Source organism: Massilia timonae, from assembly GCF_001866515.1.
GTDB classification, from domain to species: Bacteria; Pseudomonadota; Gammaproteobacteria; order Burkholderiales; family Burkholderiaceae_D; genus Telluria; species Telluria timonae.
Genome location: NZ_JRYB01000001.1, coordinates 1,205,515 through 1,229,490 on the forward strand (window position 1 = coordinate 1,205,515; position 23,976 = coordinate 1,229,490).

At 62.1% G+C, this 23,976-nt stretch carries 34 protein-coding genes and 1 tRNA gene; 1 reads left to right on the forward strand and 34 read right to left on the reverse strand.

Annotated elements, in window-relative coordinates; genetic code table 11:
• Positions 1-153: 153 nt before the first annotated feature.
• The 4 genes from LO55_RS05260 to LO55_RS05275 all read right to left on the reverse strand — a co-directional run bounded on the left by LO55_RS05260 (position 154) and on the right by LO55_RS05275 (position 6,689).
• Positions 154-3,288: an efflux RND transporter permease subunit gene (locus tag LO55_RS05260; RefSeq protein ID WP_071360717.1), complete on the reverse strand. Its 3,135-nt coding sequence runs from the start codon at positions 3,286-3,288 to the stop codon at positions 154-156.
• Positions 3,285-4,463, reverse strand: coding sequence for an efflux RND transporter periplasmic adaptor subunit (locus LO55_RS05265; protein WP_071360718.1), 1,179 nt, complete (start codon positions 4,461-4,463; stop codon positions 3,285-3,287). Before LO55_RS05265 ends, LO55_RS05260 begins: the two co-directional genes overlap by 4 nt.
• Positions 4,464-4,593: 130 nt before the next feature.
• Entirely contained in the window at positions 4,594-5,964 is a 1,371-nt protein-coding gene (locus LO55_RS05270) for an ATP-binding protein (RefSeq protein ID WP_071360719.1), read from the reverse strand.
• On the reverse strand, positions 5,961-6,689 hold the full coding sequence (locus LO55_RS05275) for a response regulator (protein WP_005663395.1): 729 nt from the start codon (positions 6,687-6,689) through the stop codon (positions 5,961-5,963). The genes LO55_RS05270 and LO55_RS05275 overlap by 4 nt, the downstream gene beginning before the upstream one ends.
• Positions 6,690-6,885: 196 nt before the next feature.
• Between LO55_RS05275 and LO55_RS05280 the strand changes: the two genes are divergently transcribed.
• Positions 6,886-7,419 carry a Spy/CpxP family protein refolding chaperone gene (locus tag LO55_RS05280; protein ID WP_005663397.1) on the forward strand — a complete coding sequence of 178 codons (534 nt, stop codon included), beginning with the start codon at positions 6,886-6,888 and terminating at the stop codon, positions 7,417-7,419.
• Positions 7,420-7,458: 39 nt separating this feature from the next.
• Here LO55_RS05280 and dsbD read toward each other — a convergent pair whose 3' ends face one another.
• The 30 genes from dsbD to LO55_RS05425 all read right to left on the reverse strand — a co-directional run bounded on the left by dsbD (position 7,459) and on the right by LO55_RS05425 (position 23,972).
• Entirely contained in the window at positions 7,459-9,282 is a 1,824-nt protein-coding gene (gene dsbD, locus LO55_RS05285) for a protein-disulfide reductase DsbD (protein ID WP_071360720.1), read from the reverse strand.
• Positions 9,283-9,409: 127 nt separating this feature from the next.
• Complete coding sequence (rplQ, locus tag LO55_RS05290) at positions 9,410-9,805, reverse strand: 50S ribosomal protein L17 (protein WP_005663400.1); 396 nt, start codon at positions 9,803-9,805, stop codon at positions 9,410-9,412.
• 118 nt (positions 9,806-9,923) lie between these two features.
• Positions 9,924-10,901 (reverse strand): DNA-directed RNA polymerase subunit alpha, encoded by a 978-nt coding sequence (locus LO55_RS05295; RefSeq protein WP_005663401.1) that lies wholly within the window; start codon positions 10,899-10,901, stop codon positions 9,924-9,926.
• 247 nt (positions 10,902-11,148) lie between these two features.
• On the reverse strand, positions 11,149-11,772 hold the full coding sequence (rpsD, locus tag LO55_RS05300) for a 30S ribosomal protein S4 (protein ID WP_005663403.1): 624 nt from the start codon (positions 11,770-11,772) through the stop codon (positions 11,149-11,151).
• A 260-nt stretch (positions 11,773-12,032) separates the two neighbouring features.
• Positions 12,033-12,437, reverse strand: coding sequence for a 30S ribosomal protein S11 (gene rpsK / locus LO55_RS05305; protein ID WP_005663404.1), 405 nt, complete (start codon positions 12,435-12,437; stop codon positions 12,033-12,035).
• 14 nt (positions 12,438-12,451) lie between these two features.
• Entirely contained in the window at positions 12,452-12,817 is a 366-nt protein-coding gene (gene rpsM, locus LO55_RS05310; protein ID WP_005663405.1) for a 30S ribosomal protein S13, read from the reverse strand.
• Positions 12,818-12,831: 14 nt separating this feature from the next.
• Complete coding sequence (gene rpmJ / locus LO55_RS25690) at positions 12,832-12,945, reverse strand: 50S ribosomal protein L36 (protein ID WP_005663407.1); 114 nt, start codon at positions 12,943-12,945, stop codon at positions 12,832-12,834.
• Positions 12,946-12,982: 37 nt separating this feature from the next.
• Entirely contained in the window at positions 12,983-13,201 is a 219-nt protein-coding gene (infA, locus tag LO55_RS05315) for a translation initiation factor IF-1 (protein WP_005663428.1), read from the reverse strand.
• Between the two features lie 21 nt (positions 13,202-13,222).
• Complete coding sequence (gene secY, locus LO55_RS05320; protein ID WP_005663430.1) at positions 13,223-14,557, reverse strand: preprotein translocase subunit SecY; 1,335 nt, start codon at positions 14,555-14,557, stop codon at positions 13,223-13,225.
• A gap of 28 nt (positions 14,558-14,585) precedes the next feature.
• A complete protein-coding gene (gene rplO / locus LO55_RS05325) occupies positions 14,586-15,017 on the reverse strand; it encodes a 50S ribosomal protein L15 (RefSeq protein ID WP_005663434.1) in 432 nt (143 codons plus the stop codon).
• A gap of 28 nt (positions 15,018-15,045) precedes the next feature.
• A complete protein-coding gene (gene rpmD, locus LO55_RS05330) occupies positions 15,046-15,225 on the reverse strand; it encodes a 50S ribosomal protein L30 (protein ID WP_005663436.1) in 180 nt (59 codons plus the stop codon).
• Positions 15,226-15,236: 11 nt separating this feature from the next.
• Positions 15,237-15,755, reverse strand: coding sequence for a 30S ribosomal protein S5 (gene rpsE, locus LO55_RS05335; protein WP_005663437.1), 519 nt, complete (start codon positions 15,753-15,755; stop codon positions 15,237-15,239).
• 12 nt (positions 15,756-15,767) lie between these two features.
• Positions 15,768-16,130: a 50S ribosomal protein L18 gene (rplR, locus tag LO55_RS05340; protein ID WP_005663438.1), complete on the reverse strand. Its 363-nt coding sequence runs from the start codon at positions 16,128-16,130 to the stop codon at positions 15,768-15,770.
• Between the two features lie 11 nt (positions 16,131-16,141).
• Positions 16,142-16,675 carry a 50S ribosomal protein L6 gene (rplF, locus tag LO55_RS05345; RefSeq protein ID WP_005663440.1) on the reverse strand — a complete coding sequence of 178 codons (534 nt, stop codon included), beginning with the start codon at positions 16,673-16,675 and terminating at the stop codon, positions 16,142-16,144.
• A gap of 10 nt (positions 16,676-16,685) precedes the next feature.
• Positions 16,686-17,081 (reverse strand): 30S ribosomal protein S8, encoded by a 396-nt coding sequence (gene rpsH / locus LO55_RS05350; protein ID WP_005663442.1) that lies wholly within the window; start codon positions 17,079-17,081, stop codon positions 16,686-16,688.
• Positions 17,082-17,095: 14 nt separating this feature from the next.
• Positions 17,096-17,401 carry a 30S ribosomal protein S14 gene (rpsN, locus tag LO55_RS05355; RefSeq protein ID WP_005663444.1) on the reverse strand — a complete coding sequence of 102 codons (306 nt, stop codon included), beginning with the start codon at positions 17,399-17,401 and terminating at the stop codon, positions 17,096-17,098.
• 4 nt (positions 17,402-17,405) lie between these two features.
• A complete protein-coding gene (gene rplE / locus LO55_RS05360) occupies positions 17,406-17,945 on the reverse strand; it encodes a 50S ribosomal protein L5 (RefSeq protein ID WP_005663447.1) in 540 nt (179 codons plus the stop codon).
• Positions 17,946-17,951: 6 nt separating this feature from the next.
• Complete coding sequence (rplX, locus tag LO55_RS05365; RefSeq protein ID WP_005663448.1) at positions 17,952-18,266, reverse strand: 50S ribosomal protein L24; 315 nt, start codon at positions 18,264-18,266, stop codon at positions 17,952-17,954.
• Between the two features lie 9 nt (positions 18,267-18,275).
• Positions 18,276-18,644, reverse strand: coding sequence for a 50S ribosomal protein L14 (gene rplN, locus LO55_RS05370; protein WP_005663451.1), 369 nt, complete (start codon positions 18,642-18,644; stop codon positions 18,276-18,278).
• Positions 18,645-18,882: 238 nt separating this feature from the next.
• A complete protein-coding gene (gene rpsQ / locus LO55_RS05375; protein WP_005663453.1) occupies positions 18,883-19,155 on the reverse strand; it encodes a 30S ribosomal protein S17 in 273 nt (90 codons plus the stop codon).
• Positions 19,152-19,343 (reverse strand): 50S ribosomal protein L29, encoded by a 192-nt coding sequence (gene rpmC, locus LO55_RS05380; RefSeq protein ID WP_005663455.1) that lies wholly within the window; start codon positions 19,341-19,343, stop codon positions 19,152-19,154. Before rpmC ends, rpsQ begins: the two co-directional genes overlap by 4 nt.
• A gap of 12 nt (positions 19,344-19,355) precedes the next feature.
• Positions 19,356-19,775 (reverse strand): 50S ribosomal protein L16, encoded by a 420-nt coding sequence (gene rplP, locus LO55_RS05385; RefSeq protein ID WP_005663456.1) that lies wholly within the window; start codon positions 19,773-19,775, stop codon positions 19,356-19,358.
• Positions 19,776-19,777: 2 nt separating this feature from the next.
• On the reverse strand, positions 19,778-20,575 hold the full coding sequence (rpsC, locus tag LO55_RS05390) for a 30S ribosomal protein S3 (protein WP_005663458.1): 798 nt from the start codon (positions 20,573-20,575) through the stop codon (positions 19,778-19,780).
• An 11-nt stretch (positions 20,576-20,586) separates the two neighbouring features.
• A complete protein-coding gene (rplV, locus tag LO55_RS05395; protein WP_174348348.1) occupies positions 20,587-20,919 on the reverse strand; it encodes a 50S ribosomal protein L22 in 333 nt (110 codons plus the stop codon).
• On the reverse strand, positions 20,916-21,191 hold the full coding sequence (rpsS, locus tag LO55_RS05400; RefSeq protein WP_005663463.1) for a 30S ribosomal protein S19: 276 nt from the start codon (positions 21,189-21,191) through the stop codon (positions 20,916-20,918). The genes rplV and rpsS overlap by 4 nt, the downstream gene beginning before the upstream one ends.
• Positions 21,192-21,200: 9 nt before the next feature.
• Positions 21,201-22,028 carry a 50S ribosomal protein L2 gene (rplB, locus tag LO55_RS05405; protein ID WP_071360721.1) on the reverse strand — a complete coding sequence of 276 codons (828 nt, stop codon included), beginning with the start codon at positions 22,026-22,028 and terminating at the stop codon, positions 21,201-21,203.
• Positions 22,028-22,345, reverse strand: a complete 318-nt coding sequence (rplW, locus tag LO55_RS05410) for a 50S ribosomal protein L23 (RefSeq protein ID WP_005663466.1) — start codon at positions 22,343-22,345, stop codon at positions 22,028-22,030. The genes rplB and rplW overlap by 1 nt, the downstream gene beginning before the upstream one ends.
• On the reverse strand, positions 22,342-22,962 hold the full coding sequence (rplD, locus tag LO55_RS05415) for a 50S ribosomal protein L4 (RefSeq protein ID WP_005663467.1): 621 nt from the start codon (positions 22,960-22,962) through the stop codon (positions 22,342-22,344). Before rplD ends, rplW begins: the two co-directional genes overlap by 4 nt.
• 2 nt (positions 22,963-22,964) lie before the next feature.
• Positions 22,965-23,621, reverse strand: a complete 657-nt coding sequence (gene rplC, locus LO55_RS05420; protein WP_005663469.1) for a 50S ribosomal protein L3 — start codon at positions 23,619-23,621, stop codon at positions 22,965-22,967.
• A gap of 274 nt (positions 23,622-23,895) precedes the next feature.
• Positions 23,896-23,972, reverse strand: a tRNA-Val gene (locus LO55_RS05425).
• Positions 23,973-23,976 lie beyond the last annotated feature (4 nt).

The following is a 23,976-nucleotide window of genomic DNA, read 5'->3' on the forward strand; positions in this document are numbered from 1 at the left end:
GCAGTCTAACCGTTTTGCGGCGCCGACGCACCACGCGCGATGCCCGGGTGCCCTGTCCAGGCCGTTGATGGTTGTTACCAAATGTTTCCGGCCGCCAGTATCAGACAATGAATGTTCCGATACTGGCGGCCGGTCGGCGCACATGGTTGCCGGTCAGGCCGGGTGCACGGGGTGGGCCGGCGTGGCCGGAGGCGCCACGTGATGCTGGTCGGCCCTGGCGATCTGCTCGTCGGTCAACGGGCCGGTGCCGCTGTAGCGGTCCAGGTACAGGTAGATCACCGGGGTGATGTACAGGGTGATGACTTGCGAGAAGATCAGGCCGCCGCACACCGCCAGGCCCAGCGGCTGGCGCAGCTCGGCGCCGGCGCCGATGCCCAGCGCGATCGGCAGCGCGCCCATCAGCGCCGCCAGGGTCGTCATCAGGATCGGGCGGAAGCGCAGGATACAGGCCTCGCGGATCGCCTCTTGCGGACTCATGCCCAGGTTGCGCTGGGCGTCGAGCGCGAAGTCGATCATCATGATCGCGTTCTTCTTGACGATGCCGATCAGCATCAGGATGCCGATCATGGCGATCAGGGTCAGGTCCTTGTCGAAGAACCACAAGGTGATCAGCGCCCCGACGGCCGCCGACGGCAGGCCGGCCAGGATGGTCAGCGGGTGGATATAGCTCTCGTACAGCACGCCCAGCAACACGTAGATGACGCCGACCGCGGCGATGATCAGGATCAGCTGGCTCGATTGCGTATCCTGGAACACGGCGGCGTCGCCGCCATAGGTCGCGATGACCGAGGCCGGCAGCTTCATGTCGCGCCCCAGCTCCTCGATGTGGGCGGTGGCGTCGCCCAGCGACACGCCCGGGGCCAGGTTGAACGACAGGGTGATCGCCTGCAACTGGCCCTGGTGGTTGACCTGCAGCGGGCCGACCGTGCGGCGCACCGAGGCGATGCTCGACAGCTTGACCAGCTCGCCGCTCTTGCTGCGCACCGAGACCCGCGACAGCGCTTCGTCGTAGTAGCGGTCGCTCGCGGCCGCTTCCAGGATCACGTAGTAGCTCGCCGCCGTCGAATAAATGGTCGAGACCTGGCGTTCGCCGAAGGAGGCGTACATCACGGTGCGGATGTCGTCCATTTCCACGCCCAGCAGCGCCGCCTTGTCGCGGTCGATGTCCACCGTCGCCTGCAGCGCCTTGTTCTGGGAATCGCTGTTGACGTCGCGGAAGCGCTCGTCCTTGCGCATGCCTTCCAGGAATTTCTCGGCCCAGCCGCCGATCTCGCCGCCCGACACGCTCTGCAGCGTGTACTGGTAGCGCGCCTTGCTCTGGCGCCCGCCCAGCTGCAGGTTCTGCTGCGGCGACATGAACACCTGCACGCCCGGCACGGCGCGGGTGGCCTTGCGCAGGTCGTCGATCACCAGGTCCATCGGCGGACGTTCGCCGCGGTCCTTCAGCACCAGGAACATGCGGCCGGTATTGCCGCCGCCGCTGAACGAGGTCGTGTCCTTCACATAGGGATTGGCGCGGATGATGTCGACCACCTTGCCCTGCAGCTCGGCCAGCGCCATCGACGACGTGTCTTCCGACGCTTCGACCATCACGCGGATCTGGCCGATGTCTTCTTCGGGGAAGAAGCCCTTCGGCATGGTGGAATACAGCACGCCGGTCAGCACGAAGGTGCCCAGCGCCAGCATCAGCACCACGAAACGGTGGCGCAGCGCCAGGTCCAGCGTGCGTCCATAGCCGTTGCGCACGCGCGTGAAGCCGGCTTCGAAGCGGCGGCCGATCCACGACATGTCCTTCGGGTCGACGTGGCCGCCATCCTTGAGCAGGCGCGAGCACAGCATCGGCACCAGGGTCAGCGAGATCAGGGCCGAGACCAGCACCGCCAGGCCGACGATCACGGCGAATTCGCGGAACAGCAGGCCGATCACGCCCGGCATGAAGAAGATCGGGATGAACACCGCCACCAGCGAGATCGAGATCGAGATGATGGTGAAGCCCACCTCGCGCGCGCCGATGAGGGCGGCCGCCATCGGCTTCTTGCCCATCTCCATATGGCGCACGATATTCTCGAGCACCACGATCGCGTCGTCGACCACCAGGCCGACCGCCAGCGTGATGCCGAGCAGCGAGATATTGTCCAGGCTGTAGCCGAGCCAGTACAGCAGCGACAGCGCGCCCAGCAGCGAGATCGGCACCGTCACCGCCGGGATGAAGGTGGCGGCGGCGCGGTGCAGGAACAGGAAGATCACCAGGATCACCAGCAGCACGGTGCCGCCGAGGGTCAGGTTGACGTCGTGGATCGCTTCGCGGATCGACAGCGAGCGGTCGTTCACCAGCTCGATCTTGATCGAGGCCGGCAGCTGTCCTTCGAAGCGCGGGATCAGCGCGCGCACCGCGTCGACCACCTGCACGGTGTTCGCGTTCGGCTGGCGCTGCACCATCAGCGAGATCGAGCGCTCACCGTTCAGGCTGCCCATGGCCTTGACCGACTGGTAGCTGTCCTGCACGTCGGCGATGTCCTTCAGGCGCACCGGCAGGCCGTCGCGGGTGGCGATGATCAGGTTGGCGAAGTCGGCCGCCCGCATCAGCTGGCCGCCGCCCTGGATGGTCAGCGCCTGGGTCGGGCCGTCGAGGATGCCCAGCGGCGTGTTCGAGTTGGCCGCGCGCAGCGCCGCCGCCAGCTCGTCCATCGAGATATTGCGGGCGTTCATCAGGTCGGAACGGGCGCGCACGCGCACGGCGAAGCGCTTGCCGCCGTTGATCGACACTTGCGAGACGCCCTGCACGGTCGAGATCGCCGGCGAGATCAGGTTTTCGGCGTAGTCGTTCAGCTCCGACAAGTCCATCGACGGCGAGGTCAGGTGCATGAACAGGATCGGGGCGTCGGCCGGGTTGACCTTGCGGTAGGACGGCATCTCGGTCATCTCGAGCGGCAGGCGGCGCTGGGCTACCAGCAGTGCCGCCTGGACGTCCACCGCCGCCTTGTCGACGTCGATCTCGTTGTCGAACTCCAGCACGATATTGGTGTCGCCCTGGGTGCTGGTCGAGGTGATCAGCTTGATGCCGGCGATGGTCGAGAACTGCTTCTCGAGCGGCAGCGCCACCGACGACGCCATCGTCTCGGGGCTGGCCCCGGCCAGGTTGGCGTAGACGTTGATGACCGGCGTGTTATAGCTGGGCAGCGCGGCGACCGGGATCTGCATGTACGACAGGATGCCAACCAGCACCAGGCTGAGCGACAGCAGCACCACCATCACCGGACGGCGGATACACAGTTCGGACAGATTCATGCCTGCTCGCCCTGCTTGGCGGCTGCCGGCTTGCCAGGCTGGCCCGCCACGCGCACCTTGCCACCCGGCCGCAGGTTCTGCTTGCCCTCGGTAATGACCCGCTCGTCGCCCTCGAGGCCGGTGACGGCCGCCTGGTCGCCGAAGGCGTAGACGCGCTGCACCGGCACCTGGCGCGCCGAGCTGCCTTCGCCCAGCACATAGACGAAGGTGCCGTTGGTCGCCGTGATGATGGCGGTCTGCGGGATCACCACCGCATTCTTCAGCGTTTGCACCACCACGTTGGCGGTCACGTACTGCCCCGGCCACAGGGAGGTGTCGCGGTTGGCGAACTCGCCCTTCACGCGGATGGTGCCGGCCTGCGGATCGACCGCGTTGTCGATGAAGCTCAGGCGGCCGACCACCGGCGCGTCTTTTTCCTTGCCGCTGCCCGGGTTGACCCGTACCTCGACGTTGCCCTGCTTCTGGGCCGCCAGCAGCGCGCCCAAGGTCGATTCCGGCAGGGTGAACGACACGTTGATCGGGTCGAGCTGGGTGATGGTGGTGAGCGAGGTGCTCATCTGCACCAGGGTGCCCGGGTGGACGTCGATGGCGCCGACCCGGCCCGTCATCGGCGCCCGGATCGTGGTGTAGCTGGCGCTCACGCGCGTGGCGCGGGCCGCCGCCTGGTTCGACTGCACCAGCGCGCGCTGGGCTTCGACCTGGCTGAGCAGGGAGTCGAGGGCACTCTGGGCCAGGAAGTTCTGCGCCACCAGTTCCTGGCTGCGCTTGTACTGGCGCTCGAGGTCGGCCAGGGTGGCCGAGTCGCGCGCCACCTGCGCTTCGGCGCGGGCGACGTTGGCCATGTCGGCGCGGTCGTCGAGCGAGAACATCAGCTGGCCTTCCTTGACGAACTGGCCTTCTCGGATATGCACTTCGCGGATCGTGGTGACGGTCTGCGGATGCAGGTTGACCGTTTTCATTGGTGTCACGGTGCCGTTGGCGAACAGTTCGACGCCGACGTCACGCCGCTCGGGCGCGACCACGTTGACGGTCACCGGCGGCTGGCCGCCCGCGCCACCTGGCCCCTGGCCCGCTCCCGCCTCGGCCTTGGCATCGTTGCCCTGGCTCAGATACCAGCCGCCAGCCACGACCAGCGCCGCAATTCCGGCGATGACGCCGACATTCTTCTTTTTCATTCTCGTCCCTTGCCGCCCGTTGTCGGCGGCTCCATCATTGATCGTGGTGGCCCTGCGGCTCGCCCTGGATGAGGGCGCCGCATTGTCCCACAGTGTTGTTACGACTTCGTGTACTGCGCTTGTCTCTTCGCTATTTATTCACCAGTTTGTTCGGGTAGTAGGCCGGCAGCATCAAGGTCACTTCCAGCCCGCCTTCCGGGTGGTTGGTCAGGGTGATGCTGCCGCCGTGCTGCTCGGTGATGTTGCGCGCGATCGTCAATCCCAGGCCGGTGCCGCCCGATTCGCGCGAACGCGAGGTCTCGACCCGGTAGAACGGGTCGAACACCCGTCCCAGTTCGCTCCTCGGGATGCCCGGGCCGCTGTCGCGGATGCGCACCCGCGCCGTGCCGTTGACGCGGTCGACGCAGACGCGCGCATCGCGGCCGTACTTGACCGCGTTGTCGATCAGGTTGCCCAGGCAGCGGCGCAGGTCGAGCGGCCGGCCCAGCACCGCCATCGTGGCCTTGCCCTCCAGCGTGACATCCTGGCCGGCGTCGCTGGCGTCGGCGCACACCGCTTCCAGCAGCGAATCGAGGTCCAGCATCTGCATCGCCTCGGTGGTGTCCATGCTGCGCGCCAGCACCAGGCCTTCGCGCACCATTTCCTGCATGGCCGACAGGTCGCCGATCAGGCGTTCCTGCAGCTCGCCGTCGGACACTTTTTCGAGCCGCAGGCGCATGCGCGTGAGCGGCGTCTGCAGGTCGTGGGTGATCGCGGCCAGCATCTGCGTGCGCTGGAAGATGTACTGGCGGATGCGCGCCTGCATCGCGTTGAAGGCGGCGCTGGCCTGGCGGATCTCGCTGGCGCCGGTGAGGTCGAGCGGCGGACGGTTGATGTCCTGGCCCAGGTCTTGCGCGGCCTGGGCCAGCTGCTTGAACGGGCGGGTGGTCATGCGCGCCACCAGGTAGGCCAGCACGGCGATGCTGACCATGAACAGGGCGACCAGCGCGCGCAGGTCGAGGTCGCTTGGCGTGGACGGGCGTGGCGGCAGCACCGACAGGTGCAGCTCGGCGCCGTCGCGCAGATGCACGTTGAGCGATTCGCAGGCGCCGCTGTATCGCATGCTGAGCAGCCCGTACATCATGGGCAGGGGCGGCGCACCGTCGCAGGCGGCCGGACGCGCGGAGACCGATTCGACCCGGTAGCCCTTGCCCAGACGCGCGGCCAGCGACTTCGCGAACGGGGTGGCCGGCGCTGCCGCCGGAATCGTATCGCTGACCTGGAGCTCGAGTCCGGGGCGGTTGGCCACGTCGAGATAGATCGAGCGCGCCTCGGCCGGCACGATCTCGGTGGCCATGACGAGCTGCTCGGCGCGTTCCAGCAGGTGCTGCTCGCGCTGGCGTTCCCAGTCGCGCAGGCGCTGGTAGTCGGCCGCCAGCTGGGTCAGCGCGGCCGAGATCCACACGCCCAGCAGCAGCGTCAGGAACACCCGTCCCGTCATCGACCCGAAGAAATCCTTCACGCCGCCGGCTCCACCGTCACCTGGCCGGCCAGCACGTAGCCGCCGTTGCGGACCGTCTTGATGATCTGGGGCATGCGCGCATCCTCGCCCAGCTTCTGGCGCAGGCGGCTGATCTGGATGTCGATCGAGCGGTCGAACGGGTCGGCGTCGCGGCCCTGCGTGAGGTTGAGCAGCTGGTCGCGGTTCAGCACGCGGTTGGGATGCTCGAGGAACACGCGCAGCAGGCGGAATTCGGCGCCCGACAGCATGATCACGATGCCGTCCGGGTTGAGCAGGTGGCGCGCGGTGAGGTCGAGCGTCCAGCCCGAGAAACGCATCTGCTGCACGTTCTCGGACGGCGTGTTGGACGGCATGGCGTGCGAGCGGCGCAGCACGCTGCGGATGCGCGCCAGCAGTTCGCGCGGCTCGAAGGGCTTGGGCAGGTAGTCGTCGGCGCCCATCTCGAGGCCGAGGATGCGGTCCAGCGGCTCGTTGCGGGCGGTCAGCATGATGACCGGCAGGGTCGAGGTGGCGCGCAGCTTGCGGCACAGCGTCAGGCCGTCGTCGCCGGGCATGTTCAGGTCGAGCACGATGAGGTCGGGGCGGGTTTCTTCGAGCGCCTTCCACATCGCGTTGCCGTCGGCGGCGGCCAGCGTCCGGTAGCCGTTCGACTCGAGGTAGTCGGCCAGCAGGGTCCGGATGTCGCGGTCATCGTCGACGATCAGAATCGTAGAGGGAGTATCCATAACCTCAATTATCCGAGTTTATGACAAGCCCGGAGGAGCATTTTGTATCGCTGTGTATAAGCGAATAGGCCCGAAACATATTGATACAATGTACGAGACAGGGGAAACCCCACGGTTACAGTTTGTGCGCAAGATGGGAACCGTGCAGCGAGCGTTTCGGATGCACGTCAACCAGACACTCACAAAAGGAAGAACCATGAATACCCTCCGCAAGAACCTCGTGATCGCCCTCACCGCTGCCGGCCTGTTCGGCGCCACGATCGGCGCCCAGGCCCAGACCGCCGCCCCTGCCGAAGGCCGTCCAGCCTTGACCGCCGAGCAACGCCTGGCCAAGAAGGCCGAGTGGCAGGCCAAGGCCGGCGAGCGCCGCGCGAAGATGGAACAGAAGCGCGCCGAACGCCAGGCCAAGCTGCGCGATGCGCTCAAGCTGAATGCGCAGCAGCAGCCGGCCTGGGACGCCTTCGTCGCCAGCCAGGCGCCGCAGAAGAAGGGTGAACGCGCCGGACGTGGCGACCGCGCCGCCTGGGCCAGCCTGAGCGCCCCGCAACGCATGGAAAAGCAGATCGCGATGCAGAAGGAACGCACCGCGCGCATGGAAGCGCGTCTTGGCGCCCTGAACAGCTTCTATGCCCAGCTGACGCCGGAACAGCGCAAGACCTTCGATGAGCAGGCCAAGCACCGCAAGGGCCCGCGCCATCATGGTCACCACGGCCACCGCGCGAACGCGTAAGCGTGACAGATCCCAAGGTTGGCGGCGACGCCGCCAACCTTACCGCTGCAGCCGCTGCAGCGAGGCCAGGAACTTCTCCGCATTCTGGAAGCCGATCACCCGGCTGTCCGCGATTTCCTTCCCCTGTCCATCGAACAGGATGATGCCCGGCGGCCCGAACAGGCCGAAGCGCTTGAGCATGGCCTTGTCGTCGGCATCGTTGGCCGTCACGTCCACCTGCAGCAGCACGGTATCGGCGAGCTTTTGCTGCACGGCCGGGTCGACGAAGGTGAACTTTTCCATCTCCTTGCACGACACGCACCAGTCGGCATAAAAATCGAGCATCACGGTCTTGCCGGCGTTGGCGGCCAGCGCGGCGTCGAGCTGGTCCACGGTCTTGATGCGGGTGAACGCCAGGCCGTGGTTCTGCGGCGCGCCACCGAGGTGCGCCAGCGGCGCCCAGGCATCGCGCCCGCCGCTGGCGAGGCCAACCAGCTGGGTCGTCCCCAGCACCGCGAACGCCGCGCCGAAGGCCATCGCCGCCCAGTGACGGGTATGGCGCAGCAGATAGAAGCCATACCCCAGCAGCAGCGCCGCCCACAGCAGCATCTGGGCCAGGCCCGGAAGCACCGGCGACACGAGCCAGATCGCCATCGCCAGCATCAGCACGCCGAACAGGCGCTTCACCGATTCCATCCACGGCCCCACGCGCGGCAGCAGCGAGCCGGCCGACAGGCCCACCAGCAGCAGCGGGATGCTCATCCCCACCGCCATCGAGAACAGCGCCGCGCCGCCGATGAAGACGTCGCGCGTCTGGCTGATGTAGACCAGGGCGCCGGCCAGCGGCGCCGCCACGCAAGGCCCCACGATCAGGGCCGAAATGGCGCCCATGACGAACACCCCGAGCAGCTTGCCGCCCTGCTGGCTGTTGGATGCCTGCGTCAACCGGGTCTGCAAGGTGTTAGGCAGTTGTAACTGATAGAAACCGAACATCGACAGCGACATGGCCACGATCAGCAGCGCGAAGGCGCCCAGCACCCAGGGATTCTGCAGCGCCGCGGCCAGGCCTTCGCCGGCCAGGCCGGCGGCGATGCCGAGCAGGGTGTAGACGATCGCCATCCCCAGCGCATACGCCAGCGACAGTACGAAGCCGCGCGAACGGCTCACGTGCCTGCCCTCGCCCACGATGATCGAGGACAGGATCGGCACCATCGGCAGCACGCACGGGGTGAACGCCAGGCCCAGGCCGAGCAGGATGAAGGCCGGCACGATGGCCAGCAGGCTGCCGCCGCCGAGGATGCCGGCGATGGTCGACAGGTCCGATTGCGGTGCGGCGGGCGCCGCTGCCAGCGTATCGGCCAGGGGCGCGGACGCCGGCGTCGACATGCCGCCCAGCGCCGCGCCGCCCCCGATCGGCAGGCCGGACGCGGGCTGCGCGCCGCCGGCGCCGAGATTCACGCTGTGCTCCTGCGGCGGATAGCACAGGCCGGCGTCGGCGCAGCCCTGGCTGATGGCCGTCAGGGTGAACGGGCCGGTGCCCTCGACCGGGATGCGGATCGTCAGGGTGCCGGTATGGGTCTCCAGGTCCTTCTCGAAAGTCGGATCGTACTTCACCTTGCCCTGCGGGACCTGCGGCTCGCCCAGCGTGACGCCGGCGCCGCTGGCCTTGAAGGCGAAGCGCTCGCGGTACATGTAGTAGGCGGGCGCGATGACGTAGGTGATCTCGGCGGTCTGCGGATCCGCCATGCGCGCTTCAAAACGGAAGGCGACGGCGGGGTCGAGGAAGTCCTGCCCGGCGCGGGCGGGCAGCGCGGTGAACAGGGAAAGGACGGCGAACAGCGTCAGGCAGGCCTGCAGCAGGCGGCGGGCGGAAAATCGAACCATGGTATCTCGTGGAAAGTTACTGCACCGGGCATGGTACACCGCTTGCCCGCTTCGCGCCGGAACTCATCCTTGGCACGGGCGAAAAAAAACCAGGCGCGAGGCCTGGTCTTTTCAAGTCGACAGTCGATTACTCGGCGGTCGGTGCTTCTTCAGCCGAAGTGACTTCTGGACGGTCCAGCAGTTCGACGTAAGCCATTGGTGCATTGTCGCCAACGCGGAAGCCCATCTTCAGGATACGCAGGTAGCCGCCGTTGCGGTTTGCGTAGCGAGGACCCAGTTCAGCGAACAGCTTCTGGACCATTTCGCGGTCGCGCAGGCGAGCGAAGGCCAGGCGCTTGTTTGCCAGGGTGTCGGTCTTGCCCAGGGTCAGGATCGGTTCGATGACGCGACGCAGTTCCTTGGCTTTCGGGACGGTGGTCTTGATGGCTTCGTGACGCAGCAGCGAAACAGTCATGTTGCGCAGCATTGCCAGACGGTGGGACGAGGTACGGTTCAGTTTACGAAGGCCGTGACGGTGACGCATGGTATTTCCTTTCGGGTGTTTTCAAATCCAGTTCTTCGATCGTTCGTGCAAGCACGTCCGCGGACCGGTTCAGGGTTAAATCCGCCCGGACATCATGCCCAGGCGGGGTACGACAAAATTATTTTTCGAGACCGGCTGGTGGCCAGTTTTCGAGTTTCATGCCCAGGGTCAAGCCACGCGAAGCAAGGACTTCCTTGATTTCGTTGAGCGACTTGCGGCCCAGGTTCGGCGTCTTGAGCAGTTCGTTTTCCGAACGCTGGATCAGGTCGCCGATGTAGTAGATGTTTTCTGCTTTCAGGCAGTTGGCCGAACGGACGGTCAGTTCCAGGTCGTCGACCGGGCGCAGCAGGATCGGATCGACCAGCGGTGCGCGCGATGGCGCTTCGGCGGCGGCTTCGGTGCCTTCCAGGGCGGCGAACACGTTCAGCTGGTCGACCAGCACGCGGGCCGACTGGCGGATCGCTTCTTCCGGGGTGATGACGCCGTTGGTCTCGATGTTGATGATCAGCTTGTCCAGGTCGGTACGCTGTTCGACACGGGCCGATTCCACGGCGTACGACACGCGGCGCACTGGCGAGAACGATGCGTCCAGGATGATGCGGCCGATGGTCTTGTTGGTGTCTTCCGACAGGCGACGGACGTTGCCCGGCACGTAGCCGCGGCCCTTCTCGACCTTGATCTGCATGTCCAGCTTGCCGCCTGCGGTCAGGTGGGCGATGACATGGTCAGGGTTGATCAGTTCGACGTCGTGCGGCAGGTCGATGTCCGAAGCCAGGACGGCGCCTTCGCCTTCCTTCTTCAGGGTCAGGGTGACGGAATCGCGGTTGTGGACCTTGAAGACCACGCCCTTCAGGTTCAGCAGCAGGTCGACGACGTCTTCCTGCACGCCATCCAGCGACGAGTATTCATGCACGACACCAGCGATCGTCACTTCGGTCGGCGCATAGCCCACCATCGACGACAGCAGGACGCGACGCAGTGCGTTGCCGAGGGTGTGGCCATAGCCACGCTCGAACGGCTCCATCACGACTTTCGCGTGGCCGGCGCCCAGTGCTTCGACATCGATGATACGTGGCTTCAACAAACTATTTTGCATGAATGAGTCCTTTTCAATACCCTCGGCTCGTTACACCGATAAGGCTGATGGCTTTAAAGAGAACGCCTGCATCAGCAGGCGGTAAAACGAATCCAGTGCGACGGGAGTGATCGGGAGCCGAAGCCCGCTGCGGAGCCAACCCGGGGTTGCTGCATCCGCACCGCCACTCCCGTCGTTTCCGCACGGGCCTGGACGGCCCGGCGGAGAAGACGAAAAGGGAACGGCATAGCCGCTCCCCTCCCATCCATTAACGCGAGTACAGTTCGACGATCAGCGCTTCGTTGACGTCAGCAGCGATTTCGTTACGCTCTGGGAACGAACGGAAGGTGCCTTCCAGCTTCTTCGCGTCGACCGAGACCCAGCTCGGGAAACCGACTTGTTCGGCCAGCGACAGCGCTTCAGCGATACGCACTTGCTTCTTGGCTTTTTCACGAACAGCGATCACGTCGCCGGTCTTGACCTGGTACGAAGCGATGTTCACGACGTTGCCGTTCACGGTGAAGGCCTTGTGGCTCACCAGCTGGCGTGCTTCGGCGCGGGTCGAGCCGAAGCCCATGCGGTAAGCGACGTTGTCCAGACGCGATTCCAGCAGCTTCAGCAGGGTTTCGCCGGTGTTGCCCTTGCGACGGTTCGCTTCAGCGAAGTAGCGGCGGAACTGACGTTCCAGCACGCCGTAGATACGCTTGACCTTCTGCTTTTCGCGCAGCTGGTTGCCGTAGTCCGAGGTGCGGGCACCCGACTTGACGCCGTGCTGGCCTGGCTTGACGTCCAGTTTGCACTTCGAATCGAGCGAGCGACGTGCGCTCTTCAGGAACAGGTCGGTGCCTTCACGGCGCGACAGTTTTGCTTTTGGTCCGATATAACGTGCCACGTTAGATTTCCTTTAATATTTGATCACGCCCCAGAGATGCACATGCACCCAGGCGCTAGTCCAGCTCTGCAGTTGATAGCAACTCAGGCCGGACGTGGCTTACAACAGCGCCCGCCATCAAGATGGCAGGCGACAAGAGCCGGGCAGTATAACCCATTTCTGGGCAACTGCACCGGCGATCTTTTAAACACAACGGGGCGTGCGCCCCGTGCGTCGTGTTCAAGACACGGATCGGGCGGAGAACCGCCCTATTCGATGTCTTAGATACGGCGACGCTTCGGCGGACGGCAGCCGTTGTGTGGAACTGGGGTGACGTCCTGGATCTCGGTGATCTTGATGCCGAGGTTGTTCAGAGCGCGCACAGCCGATTCACGGCCTGGGCCTGGGCCCTTGATGCGCACTTCCAGGTTTTTCACGCCCGATTCCTGAGCGACCTTGCCTGCAGCTTCGGCAGCGACCTGAGCCGCGAACGGGGTCGATTTGCGCGAACCCTTGAAGCCGGCGCCGCCGGAGGTTGCCCACGACAGAGCATTGCCCTGACGGTCGGTGATGGTGATGATCGTGTTGTTGAACGAGGCGTGCACGTGGGCGATGCCCTCGGCAACGTTCTTCTTCACTTTCTTGCGCACGCGTGCTGCTGCTGCGCTGCTTTGTTGCTTGGCCATGGTCGGTTCCTAGATTATTTCTTGAGCGATTGAGCTGCCTTGCGCGGACCTTTACGGGTACGAGCATTGGTGCGGGTACGCTGACCGCGGACCGGCAGGCCCTTACGGTGACGCATGCCGCGGTAGCAACCCAGGTCCATCAGACGCTTGATGTTCATGGACAGTTCGCGGCGCAGGTCGCCTTCCACGACAAACTTGCCGACTTCGTCGCGCAGTTTCTCGAGTTCGTTATCGTCCAGGTCCTTGACCTTCTTGTTGGTCGCGATACCGGTTGCGTCGCAGATCTTCTGCGAACGCGGACGGCCAATACCGTAGATAGCCGTCAGGCCGATAACGGTGTGCTGATGATTTGGGATGTTAACCCCTGCAATACGTGCCATTCGTTATTCCTCGATTAACCTTGACGCTGCTTGTGACGCGGCTCGACGCAGATCACACGGACCACGCCTTTGCGCTTGATGATCTTGCAGTTGCGGCAGATCCGCTTGACTGAAGCGTTAACTTTCATTTTGCACTCTCTTCGGTTCGTTTACTTGATGATGTTTTTACTTGGTGCGGAACACGATGCGGGCCCGGGACAGGTCATACGGAGTCAACTCCACCGTCACCTTGTCACCCGGGAGGATGCGGATATAGTTCATCCGCATTTTACCCGAGATATGCCCCAGGACCACATGTCCGTTTTCCAGCTTCACGCGGAACGTCGCGTTTGGGAGATTCTCCAGAATCTCCCCCTGCATTTGGATGACGTCGTCTTTTGCCATTCGCTCTATGCACTCCCCCGCTTATCGCGTAGGAACTCCACCCTTGAAGTTAGCCTTACGCAGCAGGGAATCATATTGCTGCGACATGACGTAGTTCTGCACTTGTGCCATGAAGTCCATCGTCACCACCACGATGATCAGGAGCGACGTGCCACCGAAGTAGAAGGGAACCTTCCACTGGGCGGTCATGAACTCCGGCACCAGGCACACCAGGGTGATATAGACTGCACCGGCCAGGGTCAGGCGCATCAGGATCTTGTCGATGTAGCGTGCGGTCTGCTCACCCGGACGGATGCCCGGAACAAACGCGCCGCTCTTCTTCAAGTTGTCCGCCGTCTCCTTGCTGTTGAATACCAGCGCGGTGTAGAAGAAGCAGAAGAATACGATCGCCACCGCATACAGCAACGCGTGGATTGGCTCGCCTGGCGCCATCGACGCCGCCAGATCCTTCAGGAACCCGATCACGGGGCCGCTGGAATCCTTGCCGCGCGTGAACCAGTCGACAATCGTCGCCGGGAACAGAATGATCGACGAAGCGAAGATCGGCGGGATCACGCCTGCCATGTTCAGCTTCAAGGGCAGATGGCTGGTTTGGCCACCGTAGATCTTGTTGCCGACTTGACGCTTGGCGTAATTGACCAGGATCTTGCGCTGTCCGCGTTCCACGAACACCACCGCATACGTCACCGCAGCCACCAGGACCACGATCAGGATGGCCGAGAAGCTGCCGATCGAGCCGTTCGAGACCAGGGTGAACAAGCCGCCCAGGGCCGAAGGCAGACCTGCTGCGATACCGGCAAAGATGATGATCGAAATGCCGTTGCCAAGACCACGCTCGGTGATCTGCTCGCCCAGCCACATGAGGAACATGGTGCCGGTCAGGAGGGTAACGACGGTCACGAAGCGGAAGCCGAGACCAGGGTCGATGACCAGGCCAGGCTGCGCCTCGAGCGCGACTGCGATGCCGAACGCCTGGAACAACGCCAGTGCCACCGTGAAGTAACGGGTGTACTGGGTGATCTTGCGGCGGCCGGCCTCGCCCTCTTTCTTCAACGCCTCGAGTTGCGGCGAGACGATCGATGCAAGCTGCATGATGATCGAAGCCGAAATGTAAGGCATGATGCCGAGCGCGAACACGGTAAAGCGGGACAAGGCGCCACCCGAGAACATGTTGAACATGCCCAGGATGCCGCCCTCGTTCTGCTTGAACAGCGCAGCGAGCTGCACCGGGTCAATCCCGGGAACCGGGATATGAGCACCGATGCGGTACACGACCAATGCGCCAAGCAAAAACCACAGCCGGCCCCAGGGGAATCCGGAAGCGGCGCTTTTACCAAGTTGTGAATTAGTCGCCAATTTTTGCTCCGATCAGGCAGCGGCCGCTTTACGCGACCGAGCCGCCAGCTGCTTCGATCGCTGCTTTCGCGCCAGCGGTCGCTTTCAGGCCCTTGAGGTTCACCGCTTTGGTGATCTCGCCGGACAGGATGACGCGCACGTCGCGTGCCACGACCGGCAGGATGCCTGCCTGCTTGAGCACCAGGATGTCGACGTCGCCGACAGCCAGGTTGTTCAGGTCGGACAGACGAACTTCAGCCTTGAAGGTCGCGTTCAGCGATTTGAAGCCGCGCTTCGGCAGACGGCGCTGCAGAGGCATCTGACCGCCTTCGAAGCCGACTTTGTGGAAGCCGCCCGAACGCGATTTCTGACCCTTGTGACCACGGCCGGCGGTCTTGCCCAGGCCGGAGCCGATGCCGCGACCGACGCGACGCTTGGCGTGTTTAGCGCCTTCGGCTGGTTGAATGGTATTGAGTTCCATTGATTTCTCCGTTCGCAAACCCGAGGGCTTACGAAACAACTTTCACGAGGTACGCGACTTTGTTGATCATGCCACGCACGGCTGGGGTGTCTTGCAGCTCGGAGACCGAGTTGACGCGACGCAGGCCCAGGCCACGCACGGTGGCGCGGTGGTCTTGACGGGTACCGATCAGGCCCTTGACGAGCTGAACTTTAACGGTGTTTGCCATGTGAGTTCTCCTTAACCGACGATGTCTTCGACCGACTTGCCGCGCTTGGCAGCGATGTCAGCCGCGGTGCTCATCTTCGACAGGCCGTCGAGGGTTGCGCGCACCAGGTTGTAAGGATTCGACGAACCGGTCGACTTGGCGACCACGTCGGTCACGCCCATCACTTCGAAGATAGCGCGCATTGCGCCACCAGCGATCACGCCGGTACCAGGCTTGGCTGGCATCATCATGACGCGCGAGGCGCCGTGACGACCGGACACGGTGTGGTGCAGGGTACCGTTCTTGAGTGGCACCTTGATCAGGTTGCGGCGGGCTTCTTCCATCGCTTTTTGCACGCCGACAGGAACTTCCTTCGATTTGCCCTTGCCCATGCCGATGCGGCCATCGCCGTCACCGACAACGGTCAGCGCTGCAAAACCCATGATACGACCACCCTTGACCACTTTGGTCACGCGGTTGATCGCGATCATTTTTTCGCGCATGCCATCATCCGGCTTGTCGCTTGCCATTTTCGCTTGCATTTTTGCCATGACGATTCTTCCTTAGAACTTCAGACCGGCTTCGCGCGCGGCTTCCGCCAGCGCCTTCACACGGCCGTGGTAACGGAAACCCGAGCGATCGAACGCAACTTCGGTGATTCCTGCTTTCAGTGCTTTTTCTGCGACGCGCTTGCCAACCAGAGCGGCTGCAGCAGCGTTGCCGCCGGCGCCGGTCTTGCCAGCCAGTTCGGCGCGCACTTCCGCTTCCAGGGTCGAAGCCGACACCAGTACTTTTGCGTCCGGGCTGATCAGGTTCGCGTAGATGTGCAGGTTGGTGCGGTGAACCGACAGGCGGTTCACGCCCAGCTGGGCGATCTTGATGCGGGTCTGACGGCCACGACGCAGACGGGATTGTTTCTTGTCCATGTCTGCTCCGATTATTTCTTCTTGGTTTCTTTAAGCTTGACCACTTCGTCCGAATAACGGACGCCCTTGCCCTTGTAAGGCTCAGGAGCGCGGTAAGCGCGAACTTCGGCGGCAACCTGGCCAACCTTCTGGCGATCGATACCCTTGATCACGATTTCGGTCGGGGTCGGGGTCACTGCGGTGACGCCTTCGGGCATCGCGTGCAGGACCGGGTGCGAGAAGCCCAGCGACAGGTTCAGGGCGTTGCCCTGCACTGCTGCCTTGTAGCCCACGCCGACCAGGTTCAGCTTCTTCTCGAAGCCCTTGGTGACGCCGGTGACCATGTTGTTGACCAGGGCGCGCAGGGTGCCCGACATGGCGTTCGATTCACGCGACTCGTCGATCACGTCGAAGGTCAGCGTGCCATTGTTGTTTTCCACTTTGACCAGGCCGTTCAGGGCTTGGGTCAGGGTGCCCAGCGGGCCCTTGACGGTGATCGACGACGCGTTGATCGCGACTTCGGCACCGGCAGGGACGGCGATTGGCATCTTAGCTACTCGAGACATCGTCTACTCCTTAAGCCACGTAGCAAATCACTTCGCCACCGACGCCGGTAGCACGTGCTTTGCGGTCAGTCATGACGCCTTGCGGGGTCGAGACGATAGCCACGCCCAGGCCGTTCATGACGGTTGGGATCTCGTCTTTGCCCTTGTAGATACGCAGGCCAGGACGGGAAACGCGCTCGAGGCGCTCGATGACCGGACGGCCGGTGTAATACTTCAAACCGATTTTCAGTTCCGCTTTGCCGCCTTCGGACGACACTGCGAAATCTTCAATGTAACCCTCGTCCTTCAGGACGTTGGCAATGGCAACCTTGACTTTCGACGACGGCATTGCGACCGAGGTTTTCTGAACAACTTGTGCGTTGCGAATGCGGGTCAGCATATCGGCGATAGGATCGCTCATACTCATTGCTTATTCTCCTATTACCAGCTAGCTTTGGTCATACCCGGAATTTCGCCCTTCATGGCGAATTCGCGGAGTTTGGTACGGGCCAGACCGAATTTACGGAAAGTGCCACGTGGACGGCCGGTCATGGCGCAGCGGTTACGCTGGCGGGTCGGGGCCGAGTTGCGCGGCAGAGCCTGCAGCTTCAGGCGCGCTTCGTAACGTTCTTCTTCCGACTTCGACTGGTCGTCGATGATTGCTTTCAGAGCGGCACGCTTCGCGGCGAATTTCTCCACCAGGTCTGCACGCTTTTGTTCGCGGTTAATCAGTGCAAGTTTTGCCATGCTCTTAGTTCCTGAACGGGAATTTGAAGGCGGCGAGCAGCGCTTTGGCTTCTTCGTCGGTCTTAGCGGTCGTGGTGATCGAGATGTTCATGCCACGCAGCGCATCGATCTTGTCGTAGTCGATCTCTGGGAAGATGATCTGCTCTTTGACACCGATGTTGTAGTTGCCGCGGCCATCGAACGATTTGCCGCTCACGCCACGGAAGTCACGCACGCGCGGCAGGGCCACGGTGATGAAACGGTCCAGGAATTCGTACATGCGGGCGCCGCGCAGGGTCACCATCGTGCCGATCGGGTAGCCTTCGCGGATCTTGAAACCTGCGATTGCCTTGCGAGCCTTGGTCACGACTGGCTTCTGGCCAGCGATCTTGGTCAGGTCGCCGGTAGCGTGCTCGATGATCTTCTTGTCGGCGACTGCTTCCGACAGACCCATGTTCAGGGTGATCTTGGTCAGGCGCGGCACTTCCATCACCGACTTGTAACCGAATTTTTCGGTCAGTTCGGCGACGACTTTGTCTTTGTAAATTGCTTGGAGACGGGCCATTTCTTATTACCCTTTCACTACTTCGCCGTTCGACTTGAAGACGCGGACTTTCTTGCCGTCCTGGTCTTTGAAGCCAACGCGATCTGCCTTGCCGGTCGCAGCGTTGAACAGCGCGACGTTCGACACGTGAATCGGCATAGTCTTGTCGACGATACCACCAGTAACACCGGTCATCGGGTTCGGCTTGGTCGCTTTCTTAGCGACGTTGACGCCTTCGACGATGACGTGTTCAGCGTCTACACGCTTCTGAACGACGCCACGCTTGCCCTTGTCCTTACCGGTCAGAACGATGACTTCGTCGTTTTTACGAATCTTATCCATGTCGAATCCTTACAGAACTTCAGGTGCCAGCGACACGATCTTCATGAACTTCTCGGTACGCAGCTCGCGCGTCACCGGTCCGAAGATACGGGTACCGATCGGCTCCAGCTTGGCGTTCAGCAGGACAGCGGCATTGCCGTCGAACTTGACCAGGGAACCATCCTGGCGGCGCACACCTTTAGCGGTACGCACAACCACGGCATTGTAAATTTCACCCTTTTTGACGCGACCACGTGGGGCAGCGACTTTCACGGTGACCTTGATGATGTCGCCAATGCTCGCGTAACGGCGCTTCGAGCCGCCCAACACCTTGATGCACAGAACTTCCTTGGCACCGGTGTTGTCGGCTACTTCGAGCCGGCTTTCGGTTTGAATCATAGTATTTTCTTTCCCAACTTAAGCCGTAGAAAACCCCACGGAAACCCATGGGCCTGCGGTCAGTCTTGGTCCCGCCGTGCCGCCCCTGCTGGAGCACCACGATTGGGTGATTGGACTTTCCAATAACGCATTCGTTACAGGCCGCACTTGCCGAGGGGACAAACTGCGGCAACACATGAACGAAGCCCGCTAGTATCTCAGATACCAGCGGGCCACGCAAGACAAATTTTCTAGATACTTACAGTACCTGTGCGACTTGCAACACTTTGGTCACAGTCCACGCTTTCGTCTTCGAGATCGGGCGACCTTCTGCGATCTCGACGGTGTCACCGATTTTCGCTTCGTTCGCTTCGTCGTGCGCGTGATACTTGTTCGAGCGCACGATGATCTTGCCGTACAGCGGGTGCTTGACGTGACGTTCGATCAGCACGGTCACCGTCTTGTCCATTTTGTCGGACACGACTTTGCCGACCAGCGTACGCTTCAGCGCCGTTTTAGTGGTGTCGTTCATTTGGCTTCCTTCTGGTTCATCACAGTCTTCACACGCGCGATATCGCGACGTACTTTCTTGAGCTGCGCGGTGTTACCGAGCTGCTGGGTAGCGACTTGCATGCGCAGACCGAACTGGGCCTTCAGCAGCTCGTTCAGCTCCTTCTGCAGCGCTTCCTGGTCTTTGCCGCGGAGTTCCGATGCTTTCATATTCAACTCCTGTTATTGGCCAACTTGGCGCACCACGAAGGTGGTAGCCAGTGGCAGTTTGGCAGCGGCCAGGCGGAACGCTTCGCGCGCCAGTTCTTCAGCGACGCCGTCCATCTCGTACAGGACTTTGCCTGGCTGGATTTCAGCGACGTAGTACTCTGGGTTACCCTTACCGTTACCCATACGGACTTCGGCCGGCTTGTTCGAAATCGGCTTGTCCGGGAAGATACGGATCCAGATACGACCGCCACGCTTGATGTGACGGGTCATGGCACGACGAGCCGCTTCGATCTGGCGTGCGGTGATACGGCCGCGGGCAACTGCCTTCAGGCCGAATTCGCCGAACGACACAGCGGTGCCGCGGGTGTGCGAAATGCCGGTGTTACGGCCTTTCTGCTCTTTACGATATTTCCTGCGCGATGGCTGCAGCATGCTTATTCTCCTGCTTTCTCAGCTGCCGGCTTGGCAGCGGCGCGGCGGCCCGCTGGAGCGGCACCTGGCTTCGCGCCTGGACGTGGACGGCTGCCTGGCTTGCCGTCGTCACGACGTGGGCCGCGTGGCTTCTTCTCGTCCGGCGGGGTGTCGATCACAGGTGCTTCGCCCGTTGGGGAGCGGTCGCCCTTGTAGACCCAGACCTTGACGCCGATGATGCCGTAGGTGGTCGATGCTTCGCTGGTGCCGTAGTCGATATCGGCGCGCAGGGTGTGCAGAGGCACACGGCCTTCGCGGTACCATTCGGTACGTGCGATTTCGATGCCGTTCAGGCGGCCCGACGACATGATCTTGATGCCGACGGCGCCCAGGCGCATGGCGTTTTGCATCGCGCGCTTCATGGCGCGACGGAACATGATGCGCTTTTCGAGCTGCTGCGAGATCGAATCGGCGATCAGCTGCGAATCGATTTCCGGCTTGCGGATCTCTTCGATATTGACGTGCACAGGCACGCCCATGATCTTCGTCAGCGACGACTTCAGCACTTCGATGTCTTCGCCTTTTTTACCGATCACGACACCAGGACGCGACGAGTAAATGGTGAAGCGTGCGTTCTTGGCAGGACGCTCGATGACGATGCGGCCGACCGAAGCGTTCTTCAGCTTCTTCTTCAGGAAAGCGCGTGCTTCCAGGTCTTCCTTCAGCATGTCGGCGAAATTGCCGTTGCCAGCGTACCAGCGCGATGCCCAGTTACGGGTGACCGCCAGGCGGAAGCCGGTTGGGTGGATTTTCTGACCCATCGTGTGACTCCTTAGTTACCGACAGTCACGTAGATGTGACAGGATTGTTTCGAAATACGATCGCCGCGGCCCTTCGCACGTGCGGTGAAGCGCTTCAGGATCGGGCCCTTTTCGACGTAGATCTGGGTGACTTTCAGCTCGTCGATGTCCGCGCCATCGTTGTGTTCCGCGTTGGCGATCGCCGACTCGAGAACCTTCTTGATGATGGTCGCGCCCTTTTTCGGGCTGAATTGCAGAATGTTGAGTGCAGCGTCAACTTTCTTGCCACGGATCAGGTCGGCGACCAGACGGCCTTTTTGTTCCGACAGGCGCACGCCTTTGAGGATTGCTTTAGTTTCCATTATCGTTTCGCCTTCTTGTCAGCGGCGTGGCCCTTGAACGTACGGGTCAGCGCGAATTCGCCGAGCTTGTGGCCGACCATGTTCTCCGACACGTACACAGGCACGTGCACTTTGCCGTTGTGGACGGCGATCGTCAGACCGATGAAGTCCGGGGTGATCGTCGAGCGGCGCGACCAGGTTTTGACTGGCTTCTTGTCTTTGGTCGCTTGCGCGGCTTCGACTTTTTTCACCAGGTGGGCGTCAATGAACGGCCCTTTTTTCAATGAACGAGTCATGATTTATCCTTATTTCTTGCCGCGACGCGAGACGATCATCGACGAAGTGCGCTTGTTCGAACGCGTCTTCTTGCCCTTGGTCTGCTGGCCCCATGGCGACACTGGATGACGACCAGCTGCCGTACGACCTTCACCACCACCGTGCGGGTGATCGATCGGGTTCATGACCACACCGCGGACGGTAGGACGAACACCGCGCCAGCGCATCGCGCCAGCCTTACCGATCTTGCGCAGGCTGTGCTCGGCGTTGCCGACTTCACCCACGGTTGCACGGCACTCGATGTGCACGCGACGGACTTCACCCGAGCGCAGGCGAACCTGGGCGTAGGTGCCTTCACGGGCCATCAGCACGACGCCGGCGCCGGCGGTACGGGCCATCTGGGCGCCCTTACCTGGCAGCATTTCGACGCAGTTCATCACGGTACCGACCGGGATGTTGCGGATTGGCAGGCAGTTACCGGCCTTGATCGGCGCTTCCGAGCCGTTCATGACGGTGTCACCGACCGACAGACCCTTGGTGGCGATGATGTACTGACGCTCGCCGTCCGCGTAGCACAGCAGTGCGATGTGCGCGGTACGGTTCGGGTCGTATTCGATACGCTCGACCTTGGCAGGAATGCCGTCCTTCTGGCGCTTGAAGTCGACCAGACGGTAGTGCTGCTTGTGACCACCGCCCTTGTGGCGGGTGGTGATGTGACCGTTGTTGTTACGGCCGGCGGTTTTCGATTTCTTTTCAACCAGGGCTGCGAGCGGACGGCCTTTGTACAGGCCTTCGGTCACAACTTTCACCATGCCGCGACGGCCTGGGGAGGTTGGCTTCATCTTAACGAGTGCCATTATTTAGCCTCCTCGACAAAATTGATTTCCTGGCCTGGCTTCAGGCACACGAAAGCACGCTTGGTGTGGTTGCGACGGCCGGTGAAACGACCCGAACGCTTTTGCTTGCCTTCGCGGTTCACGGTTTGCACCGATTCCACTTCGACCTTGAACAGCAGTTCGACGGCAGCCTTGATTTCTGGCTTGGTCGCGTCAGGCAGGACCTTGAACACGATCTGCTCGTTCTTTTCCGCGACGAAGGTAGCCTTCTCGGAAATGATCGGAGCCAGCAGCACCTTCATCAGGCGCTCTTCGCTGAATTTGATTGCGGCGCTCATGCGTACATCTCCTCGATCTTGGCCAGAGCAGCTTTCGTGACCAGGACTTTTTTGTAGAACACCAGCGACATCGGATCAGCGTGCTTCGGCTCGACGACCAGCACGTGCGGCAGGTTGCGCGATGCCAGTTCCAGGTTCTCGTCGATGGTGTCGGTGATCACCAGGACCGATTCCAGACCCATGGTCTGCAGTTTTTGCGACAGCAGCTTGGTCTTTGGAGCTTCGATCGACAGGTTCTCGACCACGTTCAGGCGGCCTTCGCGAGCCAGTTGCGAGAAGATCGAGCAGATACCTGCACGGAACATCTTCTTGTTAACTTTGTGCGAGAAGTTCTCGTCCGGGGTGTTCGGGAAGATGCGACCACCGCCGCGCCACAGTGGCGACGACGACATACCAGCACGAGCGCGGCCGGTGCCTTTCTGGCGCCATGGCTTCTTGGTCGTGTGGTGGACTTCTTCACGGTCCTTCTGCTTGCGGTTGCCGCTACGTGCGTTGGCAGCGTAGGCGACGACGATCTGGTGGATCAGGGCTTCGTTGTATTCACGACCGAACACTTCGTCGGTTGCTGCAACGTTGGCGCCAGCTTGACCTTGCTCATTCAGGAGCTTCAGTTCCATGCTTACGCTCCTTTCTTGGCTTTGGTTTTGACAGCAGGCTTGACGACCACTTGGCCGTTCTTCGCGCCAGGCACGGCACCTTTGACCAGCAGCAGCTGGCGGTCGGCGTCGATGCGAGCGATTTCCAGGTTCTGGGTGGTGACGGTAACGTCGCCCAGGTGACCGGTCATGCGCTTGCCCGGGAACACGCGGCCTGGATCCTGGGCCATACCGATCGAGCCAGGAACATTGTGCGAACGCGAGTTACCGTGGGTAGCACGGCCCGAAGCGAAGTTGTAACGCTTGATGGTACCGGCGTAGCCCTTACCGATCGAGGTGCCTTGCACGTCGATTTTCTGGCCCACTTCGAACATCGAAGCATCGATGGTGTCGCCGGCTTTGAGTTCAGCGGCTTTGGTGGAATCGATGCGGAATTCTTTCAGCATCGTACCGGCTTCGACGCCAGCTTTGGCGTAGTGACCGGCGGCGGCCTTGTTCACGCGGGAAGCGCGACGTTGACCGAAGACGACCTGAACTGCGGTGTAGCCATCAGTTTCAGGGGTTTTGACTTGTGCGACACGGTTGTTCGACACGTCCAGCACGGTGACAGGGATCGAATCGCCGTCATCCGTGAAGATACGCATCATGCCAACCTTGCGACCGAGGAGGCCCAGGCTCATTTTTTCTCCATTCCCACCTACGATTGGGCGGGGGTAGTTGAACTACTAAAAAATATGGGTCAAAAAAGACAGACCCATACCGAAGCCGGCTAGTATAGCGCGCAAAAGGCTTCGGCGCAACAGGAAAAATCGGAGTCAAGACCGGCCTGTTGCGCTTTTCGCAGTAACTGGAGAAAGAAGAATCCGCTCTAGCTGAGCGGCACAGAAAAGGCACACCGCTGCGCCTTTTCTCTACAGGCTACGACCATTGCTGGGAGCCTGCGATCTGGAAGTCTGGTGGGCGGTGCAGGATTCGAACCTGCGACCCCTTGGATGTCGACCAAGTATTCTAACCAGCTGAACTAACCGCCCGGGG

Coding starts and splice junctions, on each gene's coding strand:
- LO55_RS05260 (WP_071360717.1), bottom strand. CDS start 3,288: ATGAATCTGTCCGAACTGTGTATCCGCCGTCCGGTGATGGTGGTGCTG.
- LO55_RS05265 (WP_071360718.1), bottom strand. CDS start 4,463: ATGAAAAAGAAGAATGTCGGCGTCATCGCCGGAATTGCGGCGCTGGTC.
- LO55_RS05275 (WP_005663395.1), bottom strand. CDS start 6,689: ATGGATACTCCCTCTACGATTCTGATCGTCGACGATGACCGCGACATC.
- LO55_RS05280 (WP_005663397.1), top strand. CDS start 6,886: ATGAATACCCTCCGCAAGAACCTCGTGATCGCCCTCACCGCTGCCGGC.
- dsbD (WP_071360720.1), bottom strand. CDS start 9,282: ATGGTTCGATTTTCCGCCCGCCGCCTGCTGCAGGCCTGCCTGACGCTG.
- rplQ (WP_005663400.1), bottom strand. CDS start 9,805: ATGCGTCACCGTCACGGCCTTCGTAAACTGAACCGTACCTCGTCCCAC.
- LO55_RS05295 (WP_005663401.1), bottom strand. CDS start 10,901: ATGCAAAATAGTTTGTTGAAGCCACGTATCATCGATGTCGAAGCACTG.
- rpsK (WP_005663404.1), bottom strand. CDS start 12,437: ATGGCCAAGCAACAAAGCAGCGCAGCAGCAGCACGCGTGCGCAAGAAA.
- rpsM (WP_005663405.1), bottom strand. CDS start 12,817: ATGGCACGTATTGCAGGGGTTAACATCCCAAATCATCAGCACACCGTT.
- rpmJ (WP_005663407.1), bottom strand. CDS start 12,945: ATGAAAGTTAACGCTTCAGTCAAGCGGATCTGCCGCAACTGCAAGATC.
- infA (WP_005663428.1), bottom strand. CDS start 13,201: ATGGCAAAAGACGACGTCATCCAAATGCAGGGGGAGATTCTGGAGAAT.
- rplO (WP_005663434.1), bottom strand. CDS start 15,017: ATGGAACTCAATACCATTCAACCAGCCGAAGGCGCTAAACACGCCAAG.
- rpmD (WP_005663436.1), bottom strand. CDS start 15,225: ATGGCAAACACCGTTAAAGTTCAGCTCGTCAAGGGCCTGATCGGTACC.
- rpsE (WP_005663437.1), bottom strand. CDS start 15,755: ATGGCAAAAATGCAAGCGAAAATGGCAAGCGACAAGCCGGATGATGGC.
- rplR (WP_005663438.1), bottom strand. CDS start 16,130: ATGGACAAGAAACAATCCCGTCTGCGTCGTGGCCGTCAGACCCGCATC.
- rplF (WP_005663440.1), bottom strand. CDS start 16,675: ATGTCTCGAGTAGCTAAGATGCCAATCGCCGTCCCTGCCGGTGCCGAA.
- rpsH (WP_005663442.1), bottom strand. CDS start 17,081: ATGAGTATGAGCGATCCTATCGCCGATATGCTGACCCGCATTCGCAAC.
- rpsN (WP_005663444.1), bottom strand. CDS start 17,401: ATGGCAAAACTTGCACTGATTAACCGCGAACAAAAGCGTGCAGACCTG.
- rplE (WP_005663447.1), bottom strand. CDS start 17,945: ATGGCCCGTCTCCAAGCAATTTACAAAGACAAAGTCGTCGCCGAACTG.
- rplX (WP_005663448.1), bottom strand. CDS start 18,266: ATGGATAAGATTCGTAAAAACGACGAAGTCATCGTTCTGACCGGTAAG.
- rplN (WP_005663451.1), bottom strand. CDS start 18,644: ATGATTCAAACCGAAAGCCGGCTCGAAGTAGCCGACAACACCGGTGCC.
- rpsQ (WP_005663453.1), bottom strand. CDS start 19,155: ATGAACGACACCACTAAAACGGCGCTGAAGCGTACGCTGGTCGGCAAA.
- rpmC (WP_005663455.1), bottom strand. CDS start 19,343: ATGAAAGCATCGGAACTCCGCGGCAAAGACCAGGAAGCGCTGCAGAAG.
- rplP (WP_005663456.1), bottom strand. CDS start 19,775: ATGCTGCAGCCATCGCGCAGGAAATATCGTAAAGAGCAGAAAGGCCGT.
- rpsC (WP_005663458.1), bottom strand. CDS start 20,575: ATGGGTCAGAAAATCCACCCAACCGGCTTCCGCCTGGCGGTCACCCGT.
- rpsS (WP_005663463.1), bottom strand. CDS start 21,191: ATGACTCGTTCATTGAAAAAAGGGCCGTTCATTGACGCCCACCTGGTG.
- rplB (WP_071360721.1), bottom strand. CDS start 22,028: ATGGCACTCGTTAAGATGAAGCCAACCTCCCCAGGCCGTCGCGGCATG.
- rplW (WP_005663466.1), bottom strand. CDS start 22,345: ATGAGCGCCGCAATCAAATTCAGCGAAGAGCGCCTGATGAAGGTGCTG.
- rplD (WP_005663467.1), bottom strand. CDS start 22,962: ATGGAACTGAAGCTCCTGAATGAGCAAGGTCAAGCTGGCGCCAACGTT.
- rplC (WP_005663469.1), bottom strand. CDS start 23,621: ATGAGCCTGGGCCTCCTCGGTCGCAAGGTTGGCATGATGCGTATCTTC.